Genomic DNA, 19,717 nt, shown 5'->3' with positions numbered 1-19,717 from the left:
AGCCATAGATCAGGCGTTTCGGCCGTCGCGTGTTCCACTGCTCTTTACTGCCCTGCTGTGCACGCATTCAAGGACTGAAGTGCCTGATCCACGAAGGAGCTCTCCGTGGACAGACGTGCCGCCCCCCGTTCACCCGCCCGTTTCTCGCAACTGTCGCTGGCTGTCAGCCTGGCTGTCGGTGCGATGGCATTTGGTCTGTCCAGCGAACAGGCGCTGGCCGTCTGCAGCGCGGCCGGTTCCACGATCACCTGCAGCGGCGCGGCCAACCCGCTGGCGCCCAGCTATACCAATGGCGGCAGTGGCCTCACTGTCAACGTCAACCCGGGCGCGAGCCTGGGCACCTTGCTGGGCGTGGGCGGCACCTCGCTGTCGCTGGCCGGCAACAACAACACCCTGAACAACTCCGGCACCATCGACCCGACGTTGCTCGGGCTGCTGAGCATCCAGTCCTCCGCCGTGCTGATCGGCAACACCGGCACCGGCAGCATCCTCAACATCAACAACAACGCCACGGGCGTGATCAAGGGCACCGGCGCCTTGCTCGGCGCCAACCTGCTGAACCTCACCGGCATGGCGCTGGACGCGCGCAACGGCGCCGGCGGCACCACCACCATCAGCAACGCCGGCAGTATCGGCTCCTCGGCGCTGGCCAGCCTCACGCTGGTGAGCGAGGACACGCCGGTCATCGCCGTGACCGGCGGCAGCACGGTGAACTTCACCAACACCGGCACCATCCTTGGCCGTGCCGCGTTCGAGGCTTCCGCGGCGGGCAACACCTTCACCAACGCCGGGACCCTGACCGGCAGCCTGTCGATGGGGGCCAACAGCACCAACCGCTTCAACGCCATCACCGGCTCCAGCGTCGGGGCAGGGCTTGGCGTCAGCGTGGCCTTGCTGGTCACCAGCAACCCGAACCTTGCCTTTGCCGCGGCCGGCAAGATCGACGGTGGCGCCGGTGGCACCAACACCCTGGCACTGCAAAACGCCATTGGTGGCGGCAGTGGGACCAGTGGCAGCGGTACGATCAACGCCACCAACTACATCAACTTCAGCCGCCTGATTGTCGACGCCGGCACCTGGAGCCTGATCGGCCAGGTGCTCAACGGCACCACCCAGACCACCCTCAACGGTGGCCAGCTCAACTTCGACAACGCCAGTGCCTTCGGCAGTGGCGCCATCACTGTCAACGGCGGCGGGCTGGCGGGCACCGTCGGTGGCCTGAGCCTGGCCAACAACTTCACCCTCAACGCCGGCCTGAACGTCGGCGGCGCCACCGACATGGCCCTCAATGGCGTGGTCTCGGGTGTCGGCGGCCTGACCAAGACCGGTACGGGGCTGCTCACCCTCGGCGCCACCAACACCTACAGCGGCGGTACCACCCTGGCGGCCGGCGGTCTCAACCTGACCAGTGCCGCGGCGCTGGGCAGTGGCGGCCTTACGGTCAGCGGCGCCAGCAGCCTGCAGGGCAGCGTGCCGCTGGTGTTGAACACCGCCGTGGCGCTGAACGCGGCGCTGACCCTGCCTGGTAGCAACGCCCTGACCCTGGGTGGCGTGCTCAGCGGCACTGGTTCACTGGTCAAGAGCGGCAGCGGTGGCTTGACGCTGAACGGCGTCAACACCTACAGCGGCGGCACGACCTTGGGCAGCGGTACCCTCACTCTCGGCAACGCCAGCGCCCTGGGCAGCGGCGCGTTGGCACTGAGCGGCAACGGCACCCTGGACACCACGGCGACCATGGTCCTTGGCAATGCCATCAATCTGGGCAGCAGTACCCTGACCTTGCCGGGCAATAACGCCTTGACGCTCAACGGCGTGATTGGCGGCAGCGGCAGCCTGACCAAGAATGGCACCGCCGACCTCACTCTCAACGGCGTCAACACCTACAGCGGCACCACCACCCTGGGCGGTGGCAAGCTCACCGTCGGCAACAGCGCGGCGCTGGGCACCAGCAGCCTGGCCCTGGGCGGCAATGCCAGCCTGGACGCCAGCAGCGCGGTCAGCCTGGGCAATGCGATCAACCTGGGGGCCAACACCCTTGACCTGCTGGGCACCAGCGCCACCACCCTGGGCGGTGTCATCAGCGGGACTGGCGCGCTGGTCAAGAATGGCGCCGGCGACCTGACCCTCAATGGCAACAACACCTTCAGCGGCGGCCTGACGCTCAACACCGGCAAGCTCACCGTCGGGCACAGCAATGCGCTGGGCAGCGGTGCGCTGACCCTGGGCGGCAACGTCAGTCTCGACGCCGGTACCGCGGTCAACCTGGGCAACGCGGTCAACCTCGGCGCCAACACCCTCAACCTGCTGGGCACCAGTGCCACGACCCTGGGTGGTGTCATCAGCGGTACCGGCGCGCTGGTCAAGAACGGCAGCGCCGGCCTGACCCTCAACGGCAGCAATACCTTCAGCGGCGGCACCACCCTCAATGGTGGCGTGCTGACCGTGGGCAACAACAATGCCCTGGGCACCGGCGCGCTGTCCCTGGGCGGCAATGCCAACCTCGATGCGGGCGTGGCGGTCAACCTGGGCAACGCCATCAACCTGGGTGGCAACACACTCACTCTGCCGGGCACGAGTGCCACCACCCTGGGTGGCGTGATCAGCGGCACCGGGGCGCTGGTCAAGAATGGCAGCAGCAACCTGACCCTGGGTGGCGCCAACACCTTCAGCGGCGGGCTGACCCTCAATGCCGGTACCCTGACCCTGGCCACCGCGGCGGCCCTGGGCACGGGCGGCTTGACCGTCGGTGGGGCCTCGACCCTGACCAACACGGCAGCGATGACCCTGAACAATGGCGTCAATCTCGGCGCCGACCTGACCCTCGCCGGCGCCAACAATCTCACGCTGGCCGGCAACCTCGGCGGCAGCGGCGGCCTGATCAAGAACGGCAGCGCCAGCCTGACCCTGAGTGGCAACAACACCCAGAACGGCGCCACGGCGCTGAACGCCGGCACCCTGGTGCTCGGCAGCAACACCGCGCTGGGCACCGGCGCGCTCAATGCCGCAGCCAACACCACCCTGGATACCAGTGTCGCCGGGCTGAACATCGGTAACGCCCTCAACCTGGCCGGCAACCTGAACCTGCCCGGCAGCAACGACCTGACCCTGAGCGGCGTCATTGCCGGCGCCGGCGGCATCACCAAGGGCGGCAACACCACCTTGACCCTGACCGGTGCCAACACCAACAGCGGCTCCACCTTCCTCAACGCCGGCACCCTGGTGGTCGGCAACAACACCGCGCTGGGCAGCGGAACCCTCAACACCGCCGCCGGCGCCCACCTGGACGCCAGCACGGCCGTGAGCCTGGCCAACGACGCCATCATCGCCGGCCCCCTGACCATCGACGGCACCGCCAACCTGGGCTTGAGCGGCGTGCTCAGCGGCATCGGCTCGCTGGTCAAGAACGGCAACGCCAGCCTGACCCTGAGCGGCAACAACGTCTTCACCAACGGCACCCAGCTCAACGCCGGTACGCTGGTCCTGGGCAGCAACACGGCATTGGGCATCGGTAGCCTGACCCTGGGTGGCAACGCCAACCTCGACACCAGCAGCGCTGTCGCGGCCACCAACACCATCAGCCTCGGCGCCAACACCCTGACCGTGCTGGGCAGCAACGCCACCACCCTGACCGGGCAGATCAGCGGTACCGGCGCGCTGGTCAAGAGCGGCAGCGCCGCCCTGACCCTCAACGGCAACAACACCTACAGCGGCGGCACCACCCTCAACGGTGGGTTGCTGACCCTGGGCAACAACAACGCCCTGGGCACCGGCGGCTTGACCCTGGGTGGCAACGCCAGCCTCGACAGCAGCGGCACCCTCAACCTAGGCAACGCCATCAACCTCGCCGGCAATACCCTGACCCTGGCAGGCAGCAATGCCACCACCCTCGGCGGCGTGATCAGTGGCACTGGCGCACTGACCAAGAACGGCAGCACCAACCTGACCCTGTCAGGCGCCAACACCTTCAGCGGTGGTCTCAACCTCAATGCCGGGACCTTGACCCTGGCCAGCGCCGCCGCGCTGGGAACCGGCGCGCTGAACGTCGGCGGCGCCGCCACCCTGGCCAACGCCACGGCCATGACCCTGAACAACGCCATCAACCTCGCAGCCGACCTGTCGCTGCCCACCACCAGCAACCTCACCCTGGCCGGCAACCTCAGTGGCACCGGCGGCCTGGTCAAGAGCGGCAGCGCCACCCTGACCCTGAGCGGCAACAACACCCACAGCGGCGCCACCGCGCTCAACGCCGGCACCCTGGTACTCGGCAGCAACACCGCCCTGGGCACTGGCGCGCTGAATGCCGCCAACAACACCACCCTGGACACCAGCGTCGCCGGCCTGAACATCGGCAACGCGCTGAACCTGGCCGGCAACTTCATCCTGCCCGGCAGCAACGACCTGACCCTGAGCGGCACCATCGCCGGCGCCGGCGGCATCACCAAGAACGGCGCCACCCGCCTGACCCTGACCGGCAACAACAGCAACAGCGGCATCACCCGTCTGAACGCCGGTACCCTGGTGGTCGGCAGCAATACCGCGCTGGGCACCGGCACCCTCAACACCCTGGCCGGCACCCACCTGGATGCCAGCACCGCGGTCAGCCTGGCCAACGACGTCACCATCGCCGGCCCCCTGACCATCGACGGCAGCGCCGACCTGGGCCTGAGCGGCGTGGTCAGCGGCATCGGTTCGCTGGTCAAGAACGGCAACGCCAACCTGACCCTGAGTGGCAACAACCTCTACACCAACGGCACCCAGCTCAATGCCGGCACGCTCACCCTGGGCAGCAACACCGCGCTGGGGATCGGCGCCCTGACCCTGGGCGGCAACGCCAACCTCGACGCCAGCACCGCCGTGGCGGTGACCAACGGCATCAGCCTGGGCAGCAACACCCTGAGCGTGCTGGGCAGCAATGCCACCACCCTCGGTGGCCTGATCAGCGGCAGTGGCGCGCTGGTCAAGAATGGCAGCGCCGGGCTGACCCTCAACGGCAACAACACCTACAGCGGCGGCACCACCCTCAATGCCGGGCTGCTGACCCTGGGCAACAACAACGCCATCGGCAGCGGCGCCCTGAGCGTGGGCGGCAATGCCAGCCTCGAGGGCAGCGCCGCGCTCAACCTGGGCAACGCCATCAACCTCGCCACCGGCGCCACCCTAACCTTGCCGGGCAGCAATACCACCACCCTCGCTGGCGTGATCAGCGGCACTGGCGCGCTGACCAAGAACGGCAGCACCAACCTGACCTTGTCGGGGGCCAACACCTTCAGCGGGGGGCTCAACCTCAACGCCGGCACCCTGACCCTGGCCAATGCCGCGGCGCTGGGGATCGGCGCGCTGAACGTCGGGGGGGCCGCGACCCTGGTCAACAGCGTGGCGATGACCCTGGGCAACGATGTCAACCTCGGCGCCAACCTGACCCTCGGCGGCAGCAACAACCTGACCCTCGGCGGCGTGCTCGCAGGCACCGGCGGCTTGATCAAGAACGGTGTGTCCGACCTGACGCTGACCGGCAACAACACCTTCAGCGGTGCCATCGACCTGCTCGGCGGCAGCATCACCACGGTCGGTACCACGGCCCTGGGCAATACCTCGGCGGTCAGTGTCGGTGCCGGCACCAGCCTCAACCTCGGCGCCAGCGCCACCATCGGTGGCCTGAGCGGTGCCGGTACGGTGAACATCGCTGGCGGCGGCAACCTGACCCTGGGCGGCAACAACCTCAACAGCGTGTTCAGCGGTGCATTGGCCGGCAGCGGTGGGTTGGTCAAGACCGGCACTGGCAGCTTCGAGCTGTCCGGGGTCAACGTGCTAGGTGGCAACACCACGGTCAATGCCGGCCTGCTCAATGTCACCGGCTCGCTGGCCAGCCCCGGCGTGCAGGTCAACAGTGGTGCCAGCCTCGGCGGCACCGGCAGCTTGCTGGGGGCGGTCGACATCGCCAACGGCGCGCACCTGCTGGCCAACAGCGGTGCGACCCTCAGTACCGGCGCGCTGACCCTGCACAGTGGCTCGATCCTCGACTTCGGCCTGGGCTCGCCGGCCACTGGCGGTACCGCGCTGGTCAACGTCAACGGCAACCTGACGCTGGACGGCACCCTCAACGTCACCGACGTCGGCGGTTTCGGCACCGGTATCTACCGGCTGTTCGACTACACCGGCGCGCTGGTCGACAACGGCCTGCTGGTCGGCAACGTGCCAGGCGCCATGCTGCCTGGCGACCTGCAGGTGCAGACCTCGATCGGTAGCCAGGTCAACCTGCTGGTCGGCGGCGCCTCCGGCACCGTGCAGTTCTGGGATGGCGGCCAAAGCGTGCCCAATGGCGTGATCGACGGCGGCACCGGCACCTGGAATGGCAGCAACACCAACTGGACCGATGTCAACGGTGTGCTCAACGGCAGCTGGGCCAGCGACTTCGCGGTGTTCCAGGGCACTGCAGGGGATGTCACCGTGGTCGGCACCCAGGCCGCCACTGGCCTGCAGTTCGTCACCAACGGCTACCGACTGATCGGCGCCGGTGGGCTGGATCTGGTCAACGGCAGCAATGGCGCCTTCGCCGTGCGTGTCGACCCTGGCGTCACCGCGACCCTCAACGTTGGCCTCTCGGGCAGCGGCCAACTGGCCAAGCTCGACAGCGGCACCTTGGTGCTCAATGGCGCCAACAGCTACACCGGCGGCACCCTGCTCAACGGCGGCACGATCGTGGTCGGCAACAACACCGCTTTGGGTAGCGGTTCTGTCAGTACCGCCAACGGCACCACCCTGGACAGCAACACCGCCGTGACCCTTGGCAACGCCTTCAATCTCAGCGGTGTCCTGACCGTCGCGGGCTCCGCCGACCTGGGGCTGTCCGGCGTGGTCTCCGGCCTTGGCAGCCTGGTCAAGGCCGGCGGCGCCAACCTGACCCTGGGTAACGCCAACACCTACAGTGGCGGCACCAGCCTGGGTGCCGGTACCCTGACCCTCGGCAACGCCCAGGCGTTGGGTACTGGCGGCCTGACCGTCACCGGCGCCGCCAGCCTGGACACCTCCGGTAACCTGGCACTGGGCAATACCGTCGCCCTGAATGCCAACCTCACGCTGCCGGGAACAAACGACCTCAGCTTCAACGGAGCGCTCAGTGGCACCGGGGGCCTGGTCAAGACAGGTTCCGGCACGCTCACCCTCAACGGCAGCAACAGCCAGCAGGGCAGCACCAGCCTGAACGGCGGCACCCTCGTGGTAGGCAGCAACACCGCGCTGGGCACCGGTGCGCTGAACGCAGTCGGTGGCACCACCCTGAGCAGCAATGCCAACGTCAACCTGGCCAACCAGCTCAACCTGGCCGGCAACCTGACCATCGCCGGGGCGCAGAACCTGACCCTGGGCGGCAACGTCAACGGCGTCGGCGGCCTGACCAAGACCGGCAGCGGCACCCTGACCCTGAACGGCACCAATGGCAACCTGGGCAACACCAACCTCAATGCCGGTACCCTGGTGCTCGGTAGCGCCAGCGCCCTCGGCCTTGGCCAGCTCAACGCGGCGGCCGGCACCACGCTGGACAGCGCTGCGGCGATCAACATCGGCAACACCGTCAACCTGGGCGGCGACCTCACCATCACCGGCAGCAACGACCTGGGGCTGGGCGGGCTGGTCACCGGTGCCGGTAGCCTGATCAAGAACGGTGCCAGCAACCTTACCCTCAGTGGCGCCAACACCCTGATCGGCGGCGTGACCCTCAATGCCGGCACGCTTACCCTGGGCAACAACCAGGCGCTGGGCACTGGCACCCTGACTGTCGGTGGCGACAGCAACCTGGCCACCACCGGCGCCCTGACCCTGGCCAATCAGGTGACGCTCAACAGCACCCTGAACCTGACCGGCAACAACAACCTGGCCCTCAATGGCGTGATCAGCGGCACCGGCGGCCTGAGCAAGACCGGCAGCGGCAACCTGACCCTCGGCGCCGCCAACACCTACCAGGGCACCACCACCCTTGGCGGCGGCACCCTGACCCTGGGCAACAACGCCGCCCTGGGCACGGGCAACCTGGCGGTGACCGGCAACAGCACCCTGGCCACCAACGGCGTACTGCAGGTGGCCAACGCCATTGGCCTTGGTGCCGGCACCACCCTCGGTATCAACAACACCCAGACCCTGACCCTCGATGGCGTCATCAGCGGTGCCGGGGCGTTGAACAAACTGGGTGCCGGGCAACTGGTGCTCAATGGCAGCAACACCTACGCCGGCGGCACCTCGCTGCAGGCCGGCAGCCTGCTGCTGGGCAATGCCGGCGCCCTGGGCAGCGGAGCACTGACCGTCAACGGCGCCGCCAGCCTCGATGCCAGCCAGGCGCTGGCGCTGGTGAACGCCATCAACCTCGCCGGTGGCAACCTGACCCTTGGCGGCAGCCAGGCGCTGACCCTCAACGGCGTGGTCTCCGGCAACAACGGCCTGGTCAAGAATGGCGCGGCCACCCTCACCCTCAACGGCAACAACACCTACAGCGGCGGCACCACCCTCAACGCCGGCACCCTGGTGGTCGGCAGCGACACCGGGCTGGGCAGCGGTGACCTCAGCACCGGCGCCAACACCAGCCTCGATGCCAGCGGCGCGGGCGTCACCCTGGCCAACAATGTGCATCTGGGCGGTACCCTCAACCTGCCGGGCAGCGTCGACCTGACCCTCAACGGCGTGGTGGATGGCGTCGGCGGCCTGAACAAGTCGGGCGCCGCGACCCTTACCCTCAACGGCGCCAACAACTACCTGGGCGGCACCACCCTCAATGCCGGCCGGTTGGTGGTCGGCAACGACAACGCGCTGGGGCAGGGCGCCCTGACCGTCGCCGGGGCCTCGACCCTGAGCAGCGGCGCCAGTACCATCCTGGCCAACAACGTCACCCTCAACGCCGGCCTGACCGTCGATGGCGGCAACGACCTGACCCTCAACGGCGTGATCAACGGCACCGCCGGCCTGACCAAGATCGGCAGCGGCAACCTGACCCTCAATGGCAACAACGGCTTCCAGGGCGGCACCCAGCTCAACGCCGGGCGCCTGACGGTAGGCAACAGTGGTGCGTTGGGTACCGGCACCCTGTCGGTCACCGCCGATGCCACCCTGGCCAACAGCGCGCCCATGGCCCTGGGCAACACCATTGCCCTGAGCAACGGCGCCAACCTGACCGTTGAAGCCGCCAACGCGCTGATCCTCAGCGGCGACCTCGGCGGCAGCGGCAACCTGGTCAAGACCGGTGTCGACGACCTGACCCTGGTCGGCGTCAAGACCTTCACCGGCAACGTCGACATCCAGGCCGGCTCCCTCACCACCCTCGGCAGCGGTGTGCTGGCCAACGTCGACACCCTCAACGTCGGCGCCAGCGGCCAGCTCAACCTCAACGGCAACGCCAGCCTCGGCAGCCTGACCGGCAGCGGCCAGGTCGATGTCGGCATCGGCAGCGTCCTGAGCCTGGGCGGCAACAACCTCAGCAGCACCTTTGCCGGCGGCCTCAACGGCCTGGGCGGCCTGACCAAGGTCGGCAGTGGCACCCTGACCCTGGCCGGCACCAGCAACCTGGCCGACAACACCCTGGTCAACGCCGGCACCTTGAAAGTCGACGGCACATTGGGCAGCAACCTGCTGACCGTTGCCAGTGGCGCCACCCTGGCGGGTAGCGGCACCGCCAACGCCACGGTGGTGATCAGCAACGGCGGCCACCTGGCCGGGCAGAGCGGTGCCACCCTGGGCCTCGGCAGCCTGGTGCTCGACAATGGCTCGATCGTCGATGTCGGCCTGGCTTCACCGTCCACTGGCGGTACCGCGCTGTTCAACGTCGGCGGCAACCTGACCCTCGACGGTACCCTCAATGTCAGCAGCATCGGCGGCTTCGGCAACGGTGTGTACCGCATCTTCGACTACACCGGCGCCTTGACCGACAACGGCCTGGACTTCGGCACTCTGCCGCTGGGTGTGGGCCTGGGCGACGTGACCCTGCAGACCGCACTGGCCAACCAGGTCAACCTGCTGGTCAGCGCTGCCGGCCTGAACATCCAGTTCTGGGACGGCAGCCAGAGCGTGGCCAACGGCCAAGTCGATGGCGGCACTGGCGTGTGGAACGCCGGCAACACCAACTGGACCGACCTCAACGGCGTGCTCAACACCACCTGGGGCAGCACCTTCGCGGTGTTCCAGGGCACGGCGGGCGACGTCACCGTCGATGGCAGCCAGACCGTCAATGGCCTGCAATTCGTCACCGATGGCTACCGTTTGCTGGCCGGCACCGGCGGTGCGCTCGACCTGATCAATGGCACGAGTGGCGACACCAGCGTGCGGGTCGATCCAGGTGCCACGGCAACCCTCGATGTCGGCCTGACCGGCGTCGGCAAGCTCAACAAGCTCGACAGCGGCACCCTGGTGCTCAATGGCAGCAACAGCTACAGCGGCGGCACCCTGCTCAGTGGCGGTACCTTGATTGTCGGCAGCAACACGGCCCTGGGCGGCGGCGCGCTCGACACCACGGCGGGCACCACCCTCGACAGCAACGCCTCGGTAGCGCTGGGCAATGCCATCACCCTGGCCGGCCCGCTGAACATCGCCGGTAGCAATGACCTGGCCCTCAACGGCAACATCGGCGGCGCCGGTGGCCTGGTCAAGGCCGGCAGCGCGCGGCTGGCGCTGGCCGGCAACAACACCTATGCCGGCAATACCGCGCTCAATGGCGGCACCCTGGTGCTGGGCTCCAACACCGCGCTCGGCACCGGCACCCTGACCACCGCACCTGGCACCAGCCTGGACAGCAGCCAGGCGGTCACCCTGGCCAACAACGTCACCACCATGGGCGACCTCACCGTGCTGGGCAGCAACGACCTGACCCTGGGCGGCACCGTCGGCGGCACCGGCCGCCTGCTCAAGGCTGGCCTGGCCCGCTTCGCGCTGATGGGGGCCAACACCTACAGCGGTGGCACCGAGTTGCAGGCCGGTACGCTGGTGGTCGGCAACAACGCGGCGCTGGGCACTGGTGGCCTGGAGGTAACCGGTAACGCCAACCTCGACAGCGCCAGCGCCGTCACCCTGGCCAACCCGGTCAATGTCAGCGGTGTGCTCAACGTGCTTGGCACCAACGACCTGCACCTGGCCGGCGTGCTCAGCGGCGCGGGCGAGCTGAACAAGAGCGGCCTGGCCGACCTGACCCTGTCGGGCAACAACACCTTCAGCGGCATCCTCAACATCCTCTCTGGCAGCCTGAGCACCCTCGGCACCACTGCCCTGGGTACCCAGAGCCAGTTGAACGTCAGCACCGGCGCCAGCCTCAACCTCGACGGCAACACCAGCCTTGGCGACATCGGCGGCACCGGCGCGATCCAGATCGCCGCCGGCAACAGCCTGACGGTCGAAGGCGGCGTGTTCGGCGGCAATATCAGCGGCACCGGTACCTTGAACAAGCTCGGCAGCGCCACCCTGGCGCTGAACAGCGCCAACAGCCATACCGGCACCACCAACGTCCAGGCAGGCGGTCTGAAAGTGGACGGCTCCCTGGCCAGCGGCGCGGTCAACGTGGCCAGCGGCGCCAGCCTCAGCGGTGCCGGCAGCCTCGGCGGGGCGGTGACGGTGGCCAACGGCGGCAATCTCGCGGCCACCAGTGGCAGCACGCTGAACGCCGGCAACCTGGTGCTCGACAGCGGCGCCAACTTCAACGCTTCACTGGGCACGCCCTCGGGCGGCGGCAGCCCGCTGGTCAACGTCGCCAACAACCTGACCCTGGGCGGCACCCTCAACGTCACCGACATCGGCGGCTTCGGCGCCGGGGTCTACCGGTTGTTCGCCTACGGCGGCAGCCTCACCAACAACGGCATGAGCTTCGGCACCACGCCGGTACCGATCACCGACCTGACCGTGCAGACCGCCGTGGCCAACCAGGTCAACCTGGTGGTCGGCGGTGCCAGCAACGTACTGTTCTGGGACGGCAGCCAGAGCGTCGCCAACGGCCAGATCGACGGTGGCAGCGGCACCTGGGACGCCATCAACACCAACTGGACCGACGTCAACGGCGTGTTGAACAGCACCTGGAACGACACCTTCGCGGTGTTCCAGGGCGCTCCCGGCACCGTCACCGTGAACGGCAGCCACAGCATCACCGGCCTGCAGTTCGTCACCGATGGCTATGTGCTCAACGCCGGTACCGCCGGTGAGTTGCTGGGCAATGGCACCACCAACCTGCGTGTCGACAACGGCGTCACCGCCACCCTCAACGTCGCCCTCAACGGCACCGGCAGCGTCGCCAAGCAAGACGGCGGCACCCTGGTGCTCAACGCCGCCAACGGCTACAGCGGCGGCACCGCCCTCAACGGCGGCACCTTGGTGCTGGGCAACAACAGCGCGCTGGGCAGTGGCACCCTGACGGCCGCGGGCGGCACCACGCTGGACAGCAACACCGCCGTCACCCTGGCCAATACCACCGTGCTCAACGGTGCCCTGGCCATCGCCGGCAGCAATGACCTGACACTCAATGGCGTAGTCAGCGGCACAGGCGGGCTGATCAAGAACGGTGCCGGCCTGCTGACCCTGAACGGGGCCAACACCTACAGCGGCGGCACCCAGATCAATGCCGGCGGCGTAGTGGGCAACAGCACCAGCCTGCAAGGCGCGATCCTCAACAACGGAGCCCTGACCTTCGCGCAGAACGCCAACGGCAGCTACACCGGCAACCTCAGCGGCAACGGCACCCTGGCCAAGAACGGCACTGGCGAGCTGCTGCTGACCGGGGTCAACACCTTCACCGGCGCCACCAGCGTCAACGCCGGCACCTTGCTGGTCAACGGCCGTCTCGACAGCACCAGCGTGCAGGTCGCCACCGGCGCCCGCCTGGGCGGCAGCGGCACCTACGGCGGTGCCGTGCAGATCGCCAACGGCGCCACCCTGGCTGCTGGCCAGAGCGCCACGCCGCTGACCGTCGGCAGCCTCGACCTGGCGTCGGGCAGCGCCCTGGACTTCAGCCTCGGCGCTCCGGCCGCCTCCACCACCGTGGTCAGGGTCAACGGCAACCTGGTGCTCGACGGCATGCTGAACATCACCGATGCCGGCGGTTTCGGCACCGGTGTCTACCAACTGTTCAGCTACGGCGGCACGCTCACCGACAACGGCCTGGTGTTCGGCGCCATTCCGGGCAGCGTGGTCCTGGGCGACCTCAGCCTGCAGACCGCCATCGCCAACCAGATCAACCTGGTGGTGCAGAACTACGGCGAGGAGCTGCAATTCTGGAATGGCGGCAAGACCAATCCCGACGGCAGCATCGGCGGCGGCAGCGGCACCTGGGGCTCGAACACTGGCTGGACCAATGCCGGCGGGACTTCCAGCGAAGGCTGGAGCGGCGGCTACGCGGTCTTCGGCGGTACGCCGGGCACTGTCACCGTGGTCGGCAACCAGTCGTTCGACGGGCTGCAGTTCCTCAGCAGTGGTTACCAGGTGGTCCCGGGAGCCGGCGGCAGCCTGACCCCGGTCAACGATACCGACGGCAGCCTGGCGTCGGTGCGTGTCAACGCCGGCGCCACGGCCACCATCAGCGCGCCGCTGGTCGGCACCGGCGGTATTGAGAAACTCGACGCCGGCACCTTGATCCTCTCAGGCGCCAACACCTACAGCGGCGGCACTACCGTCAGCGGAGGTACCCTGGTCGGCAACACCACCAGCCTGCAGGGCAACATCCTCAACAATGCCAACCTGGTGTTTGCCCAAGGTAGCAATGGCACCTTCAACGGCACCCTAAGCGGAACCGGCACCACCACCAAGCAGGGCGGTGGCACCCTGCTGCTGACCGGTAACCAGCCGTTCAGCGGCGCCTTCAACGTCAACCAGGGCCTGCTCCAGGTGGGCGATGCCGCCCACCCGGGCAGCACCCTCGGCGCCCAGGTCACGGTAGCCAACGGCGCCGCGCTGACCGGCAACGGCACCGTCGCCGGGCTGACCAACAACGGTACCGTGCTGCCGGGGCCGGCCGGCAACCTGAACGTTTCGGGGAACTTCACCAACGGCGCCACCGGCACCCTGGTAATCGACCTTGCCACCTCGCCGGTGAACTACTTGAACGTGGGCGGCACGGCCAACCTCGGCGGCAGCCTGATGGTGGCCAACCTCGCCAGCGGCAACGGCCAGTACACCGTGGTCAGCGCGGCGGGCGGTGTCACCGGCACCTTCGCCACCACCAACCTGGCAAACTCGGCGTTCCTCAACAGCTCGCTGAACTATGGCGCCAACCAGGTGACCTTGTCGGTCAGCCGCAACGGCACCTCCTTCGCCGATGTCGCCGCCACCGGCAACCAGCGTGGCGTGGCCACCGCCCTCAGCAGTGCCGGGGCCCCGGCCGAGCTGGTCAACAACGTGCTGCCGCTTGACCGCCAGGCTGCCCAGGCGGCATTCGACAGCCTGTCCGGCGAGATCCACGCCAGCACCGCGACCGTGCTGATCGAGGATTCGCGCTACGTCCGCGACGCGGTCAACGACCGCCTGCGCCAGGCTGACTGCAGCAACCAGGACGATCCGCGTCGCACCTTGGCGCCGACCGCCAACCAGCAACTGACCAGCGAAGGCTGCCAGGGCCAGGCCGTGGGCTGGATCCGCGCCATCGGCGGCTGGGGCACCTACGACGGCAGCAGCAGCCATGCCAGCGTCGACCGTGACCTGTCGGGCTTCATGCTTGGCGTCGACCGTGCCCTGGATGACCAGTGGAAAGTCGGCGCCGCCGCCGGCTACACCCGCTCGAGCATCGATGCGCACCGTCGCCGCTCCGACGCCACGGTGGACAGCTACCACCTGACCACCTACCTCGGCTACCAGCTGGACGCCTTCGCCGCCCGCATGGGCGTGGCCTACAGCTGGCACGACATCGACACCAAGCGTGATGTCACCGTGGGCAGCTACGACGACCGCCTCAAGGCCAAGTACAAGGCGCGTAGCGCCCAGGTGTTCGGCGAGGTGGGCTACGCCATCGATGCCGGCGGTATCGCTCTGGAGCCGTTCGCCGGGCTGGCCTACGTCAACTACGACAGCGACACCGCCCACGAGAAGGGCGGGGCAGGGCGGCTGGAAGGCAAGGTCGACCAGGACGTGACCTTCTCCACACTGGGCGTGCGGGCCGGCAAGCGCATTCTGCTCGATAATGGCAGCACCGTTACGCCGCGGCTGTCGGTGGGCTGGCGCCATGCCTTCGGTGACGACAAGCCTGATGCCGATCTGCGCTTCGTCGGTGGCGGCGCCGGGTTCAGCACCGAGGGCGTGCCGATCGCCAAGGACGCGGCGGTGGTCGAGGCCGGGTTGGACCTGTCGGTGGGCGCGAGCGGCAAGCTGGGGGTCGGGTATTCCGGACAGCTGTCGAGCGAGAACCGCGACCATGGTGTGGTGGTGAGCTTCAGCATGGGGTTCTGAGGTAGATCGCCGGGGCTGCTTTGCAGCCCTTTCGCGACACAAGGCCGCTCCCACATCTATTTCGGGCCAATTTTTCCTGTGAATGAGGCGGCGCCCGCCTTGGTGCACGCCTCAAGTCGTGCGGGGCGGCAGTGGTACCCATGCTGAAGTTGCGTCGGACCAACAAGGCGGACCAGGTAATGGCACAGGACTGACTGGCCCGAAACAGATGTGGGAGCGGCCTTGCGTCGCGATGCGCCGCGCGGGCGGCGCTCGATCTTGCAGGCGCTGCAAGGCCATCGCCAAGCACCTGGTGGCCATGACGCGATCAAAACCTCGCCCCAAACCCCGTAAGACATTTCCGAATTTGAAACCAAATCCTTCAGCCAGCCAGCGCTTCGGACCTATCCTACGCGCCTGCCGGAAGGCTCTGAATTGGCCGGGAAATACATCAGGGGTACCGTCACGGGGTCGTCACATTTTGGCGACCGGGTGTGAGAAGCCCGTTGTGTGAACCATGTCGATTCCGTCAATGGCGGTCGTGCGCGTGCAGGCTTTGGCCTGACCGTGGATTCATGGTTACACACGGGCTTCTCACCATGCGTACGACTGCCACCCTAATCTGTGAGAAGGATCGAGGTGGTTGTTCCTGAATATCAATTTCGAGGAGTAACCATGAAAAAACTTGTACCTGACCCACCCTACCCAATCCCCTTCGTCACCATCATCAGCGACCTCGACCCCGAGGAAGCCATGGCCCACGCCAACAAGCTGATGCACACCCTCAGCGACACCGTCCATGCCTACACCGTCTGCCAGCGCGATGCGCGCCTCGACGTGATGATGGACAGCGTAGAGATCCTCGGCCAACTGGTCATCTCGCTGGTCCGCCACGCCCGGGCCAAGGGGGCGCCGGTATGAGCGACGACAGCAAGCCCGGCCCGACCCAGGGCAAGACCACCTGCCTCGAGATCTTCTGCATCCAGCCCGGCATCCCGTTCGACCACGCGTTCAGCGACCTGTCGGTGCTGCTCGGCTGTGTGGCGCATTTCACCACCGAGGCCGAGATGGAGGGTGACCTCATGGCCGCCAGTGCGGCGCGGATTCTCAGCGGGCTGGCCAAGGGGCTGATCGATGACATGGAGCTGGGGTTGAACCGGTAGCGCTGAAAGGGGCCGCAAAGCGGCCCCAGGGATGCCAGACCGAGCCACTGTCGTTAGACTGTCATCTCCTCACCACCGGACAGGAGTCCCGGCGTGCCCGACCCCCGCAGTTTCCCCAGCGACCTGTGCCTCGACAGCCCACGCCTGCAGCTGCGCCCCATGCGCCATGGCGACGCGCAGCAGTGGCTGACCATCATGGCCGACCCGGAAGTGATGCGTTACTGGTACCACGCCCCCTGGCAGACCCTGGCCGAGGCCGAAAGCGCCCTGGCCGCCGACCGCGAAGCCTACGCCGCCGGACAGTTGCTCAAGCTGGGCATGTACCGCCGCGACAACGGCGAGCTGATCGGCATGGTCCAGCTGTTCAACCTCGAGGAGGGGTCACGCCGTGGCGAGATCGGCTACTGCCTGGCCAAATCCGCCCAGGGCCGGGGCTACATGGACGAGGCGCTGACCTGCTTCATCGACTACCTCGCCCACACCCTGCACCTGCGTCGCCTGGAGGCGGAAATCGATCCGCGCAACCAGGGCTCGGCGCGTACACTGGAACGCCAGGGCTTCGTCCTTGAGGGCACCTTGCGCGCCCGCTGGTGTGTCGCCGGCGAGCTCTCCGATTCGGGCTTGTACGGGCTGCTGCTCGAACTGCCTGTCGCCTGAGGCACAGGTACGCTATGGTCGGGTTTTGCCGATGATCGACGGAGTCTGTGTTTGCCAGCCTTCTATCTGACCTTCAGCTTGCTGCTGTACCTGCTGAGCCTGGCTTTCGATGGCGCCCTGATGGGGGCGGGCCGGCATATGCCGGCGTTGCAGATGCTGCTCTACGGCCCCTGGGGCATCGCCTTCGGTCTGTACCAGTGGTTCGCCAACCCGCTGCTGGCGCTGGCAGTCCTCGCCCATCGCCGGTTCCGCCGCCTGGCGCTGGTATGCGGCCTGGTGGCGTTGTACCTGGCGGCCAGCAGCTTCGCCATCACCCGCTTGCCGGACAACCAGAGCTACGCCTTCCAGGATGTGAGCGGTTTTGGCGCGGGCTTCTACCTATGGCTGCTGGCGATCCTGGTGTTCTGCCTGGGCCAGTTATGGTGGTGCTGGAAGGCGCGCTCGGCGACCCAGGTGCCGGGCTGGGGCTGGCTCGATGTGGCGCTGGTCGCTGCCCTGAGCGTGGCGCTGTATGCCGGTACGCAGATGCCCTCGCTGCGCTTCGAGCCGCACAAGGTGGTCGTGCCGCCGGAGCAGCCGCAGACCTTGTGAGGGTGCATCGCGGGGCAAGCGCTCAACGCGCCGTGCCCCACTGCACCACGATCATCCCGATCACGATCATCCCCACCCCCGCCAGCCGCAACAGGTTCACCGGCCGTTCCGGCAACCCCATCAGGCCAAACTGGTCCATCAGCAGCGACGACAGCACCTGCCCGGCCACCACGCAGACGATGAACCCCGCCGCCCCCAGGCGCGGCGTCAGCACCAGCGCGGCGGTGATGTACAGCACCCCGGCGACGCCCCCGAACCAGGCCCACCAGGGCGCATGGGCCAGTTGCTGCACCTGTGGCAGTGGCGCGCGCATCAGCAGCAGGGCCGGCACCAGCATCAGCAGGCTGACCAGCAACGACACCCCGGCGGCCCACAGCGGATGGCCGAGCAGGCGCCCGAGCGCGGCGTTGCTGCCGGCCTGGAACGGCACGGCGGCCCCGGCGAGCAGGGCGATGAACAAGGGGAGGGCGGCGAAGAGGCTGGCGGGCATGGTGTCTACTCCAGATAAGAACACTGGCCTCAGTCTCGATCATGCATTTCAATGATGGAAATTCGAACTTCGCACAGGGTGTATTCGTACCATGGATGATCTGCGCCGCATCGACCTGAACCTGCTGCTGACCTTGCACGCCTTGCTCAGCGAGCAACATGTCTCGCGCGCGGCCCTGCGCCTGCATCGCAGCCAGCCGGCGGTCAGCCATGCCCTGGCGCAGTTGCGCGAGCTTTTCGCCGATCCGTTGCTGGTGCGGCGCGGTGGCCGCCTGCAACTGACAGCCCGCGCCGAGGCTCTGCAAGCGCCGTTGCAGGAGGCGTTGCAGCAACTCGACGGACTGCTCGGCACGCCGGGCTTCGAGCCGGCGCGGGCACGGCGCACGTTTCGCCTGGCCATGTCCGACTACGGCGCCCGCGTGGTGCTGCCTGCGTTGATGCGCCTGTTGCGGCGCGAAGCGCCGGGCATCGACCTGGTGGTGTCCCAAGGCAGCCGCGAGGCGATGCTCGGCCAGTTGATCGACGGCGAGGCAGACCTGGCGCTGGGCGTGTTCCCGGAACTGCCGACGGAAATGGCCCAGCAGGTGCTGTTCGAGGAATCCTTCGTCTGCCTGGCCGACCGCGCCAGCCTGCCGCCCCGCGGCGGCCTGGCGCTCGAGCCGTGGCTGGCGCGGCCCCATGTGCTGGTGGCGGTGCGCCCCGGCATCGACAACGAGATCGACCAGGCCCTGGCCAGCTTGGGCGCACGCCGACGCATCGCCCTGACCTTGCCGCATTGGGGGGTGGCCCAAAGTGTCATTGCCGGGACCGACCTGGTGCTCACCGTGGCCCGGCGCAGCCTTGCCGGTGCCCGGCTGGACCCGGCGCTGCGCCGGTTCGCGCCGCCCCTGGCGATCTCACCGTTCGCCTTTGCCCAGGCCTGGCACTCGCGGCGTGACGGCGATGCCGGGCACCGCTGGCTGCGGGCGCGGATCCAGGCGCTGTGCGTGAACGAAGGCGGGGCAGGGTGCTAGGCTGTGCCGCATTCATCTGCGAAAAGGAAAGCCCATGTTCAAGCATTGCCTGGTCGGCGCCGCCGCCCTGCTGATCGCCGCCGGCGCCCAGGCCGAGGACTATTCGCCCACCTACACCCAGTGCATGGACAAGGCCTCCAGCACCCTGGCCATGGGCGCTTGCATCCAGGCCGAGACCCAGCTGCAGGATGACCGGCTGAACCGGGTCTACAAGCAGCTGATGGCCAAGCTCGACAGCCAGCAGCAGAAGGACCTGCGCGAAGTCCAGCGCACCTGGATGAAGTACCGCGACGGCAACTGCGCCTTCCACGGCAAGTTGAGCAACGGCAGCATCTACCGCATCGAAGGCGCCATGTGCGAGATGGACATGAGCAAGGACCGCGCGGCGGAGCTGGAGCGGGTGCTCAGTCCGGGGCAGTGATGCGGCATCCGCGA

Annotated in this window: 8 protein-coding genes; 7 read left to right on the top strand and 1 reads right to left on the bottom strand. The window is 67.8% G+C overall.

What is annotated here, in order from left to right; all coding sequences use genetic code 11:
• Positions 1-183: 183 nt before the first annotated feature.
• From ACVWZ5_RS13335 to ACVWZ5_RS13315, 5 genes are all read left to right on the top strand, one after another.
• Positions 184-15,390, top strand: coding sequence for an autotransporter-associated beta strand repeat-containing protein (locus tag ACVWZ5_RS13335; protein WP_457340691.1), 15,207 nt, complete (start codon positions 184-186; stop codon positions 15,388-15,390).
• A gap of 654 nt (positions 15,391-16,044) precedes the next feature.
• Entirely contained in the window at positions 16,045-16,290 is a 246-nt protein-coding gene (locus ACVWZ5_RS13330) for a hypothetical protein (protein WP_046857050.1), read from the top strand.
• Positions 16,287-16,532, top strand: a complete 246-nt coding sequence (locus tag ACVWZ5_RS13325) for a DUF3077 domain-containing protein (protein WP_325925856.1) — start codon at positions 16,287-16,289, stop codon at positions 16,530-16,532. Before ACVWZ5_RS13330 ends, ACVWZ5_RS13325 begins: the two co-directional genes overlap by 4 nt.
• A gap of 93 nt (positions 16,533-16,625) precedes the next feature.
• Positions 16,626-17,189, top strand: a complete 564-nt coding sequence (locus tag ACVWZ5_RS13320; protein ID WP_051555640.1) for a GNAT family N-acetyltransferase — start codon at positions 16,626-16,628, stop codon at positions 17,187-17,189.
• Between the two features lie 51 nt (positions 17,190-17,240).
• Positions 17,241-17,780, top strand: coding sequence for a hypothetical protein (locus ACVWZ5_RS13315; protein WP_457340671.1), 540 nt, complete (start codon positions 17,241-17,243; stop codon positions 17,778-17,780).
• Positions 17,781-17,802: 22 nt separating this feature from the next.
• On the opposite strand, the gene ACVWZ5_RS13310 is transcribed toward ACVWZ5_RS13315, so the two are convergent.
• The gene (locus ACVWZ5_RS13310) at positions 17,803-18,270 is read right to left on the bottom strand and encodes a DMT family transporter (RefSeq protein ID WP_062575098.1); all 468 of its coding nucleotides are present in this window, start codon (positions 18,268-18,270) and stop codon (positions 17,803-17,805) included.
• Positions 18,271-18,361: 91 nt separating this feature from the next.
• Between ACVWZ5_RS13310 and ACVWZ5_RS13305 the strand changes: the two genes are divergently transcribed.
• Both ACVWZ5_RS13305 and ACVWZ5_RS13300 read left to right on the top strand, forming a co-directional pair.
• The gene (locus ACVWZ5_RS13305; RefSeq protein ID WP_084941674.1) at positions 18,362-19,282 is read left to right on the top strand and encodes a LysR family transcriptional regulator; all 921 of its coding nucleotides are present in this window, start codon (positions 18,362-18,364) and stop codon (positions 19,280-19,282) included.
• Between the two features lie 34 nt (positions 19,283-19,316).
• Complete coding sequence (locus ACVWZ5_RS13300; protein WP_084941676.1) at positions 19,317-19,703, top strand: lysozyme inhibitor LprI family protein; 387 nt, start codon at positions 19,317-19,319, stop codon at positions 19,701-19,703.
• Positions 19,704-19,717 lie beyond the last annotated feature (14 nt).

It is taken from the genome of Pseudomonas sp. TE6283 (assembly GCF_054060555.1).
Note: the sequence above shows the minus strand (reverse complement) of the source record. Positions and strands in the feature narration are given on the sequence as shown.

Excerpts from the sequence above, each read along its gene's own strand:
- ACVWZ5_RS13305 (WP_084941674.1), top strand. The coding sequence starts at position 18,362 with ATGGATGATCTGCGCCGCATCGACCTGAACCTGCTGCTGACCTTGCAC.
- ACVWZ5_RS13300 (WP_084941676.1), top strand. The coding sequence starts at position 19,317 with ATGTTCAAGCATTGCCTGGTCGGCGCCGCCGCCCTGCTGATCGCCGCC.
- ACVWZ5_RS13325 (WP_325925856.1), top strand. The coding sequence starts at position 16,287 with ATGAGCGACGACAGCAAGCCCGGCCCGACCCAGGGCAAGACCACCTGC.
- ACVWZ5_RS13335 (WP_457340691.1), top strand. The coding sequence starts at position 184 with ATGGCATTTGGTCTGTCCAGCGAACAGGCGCTGGCCGTCTGCAGCGCG.
- ACVWZ5_RS13310 (WP_062575098.1), bottom strand. The coding sequence starts at position 18,270 with ATGCCCGCCAGCCTCTTCGCCGCCCTCCCCTTGTTCATCGCCCTGCTC.
- ACVWZ5_RS13330 (WP_046857050.1), top strand. The coding sequence starts at position 16,045 with ATGAAAAAACTTGTACCTGACCCACCCTACCCAATCCCCTTCGTCACC.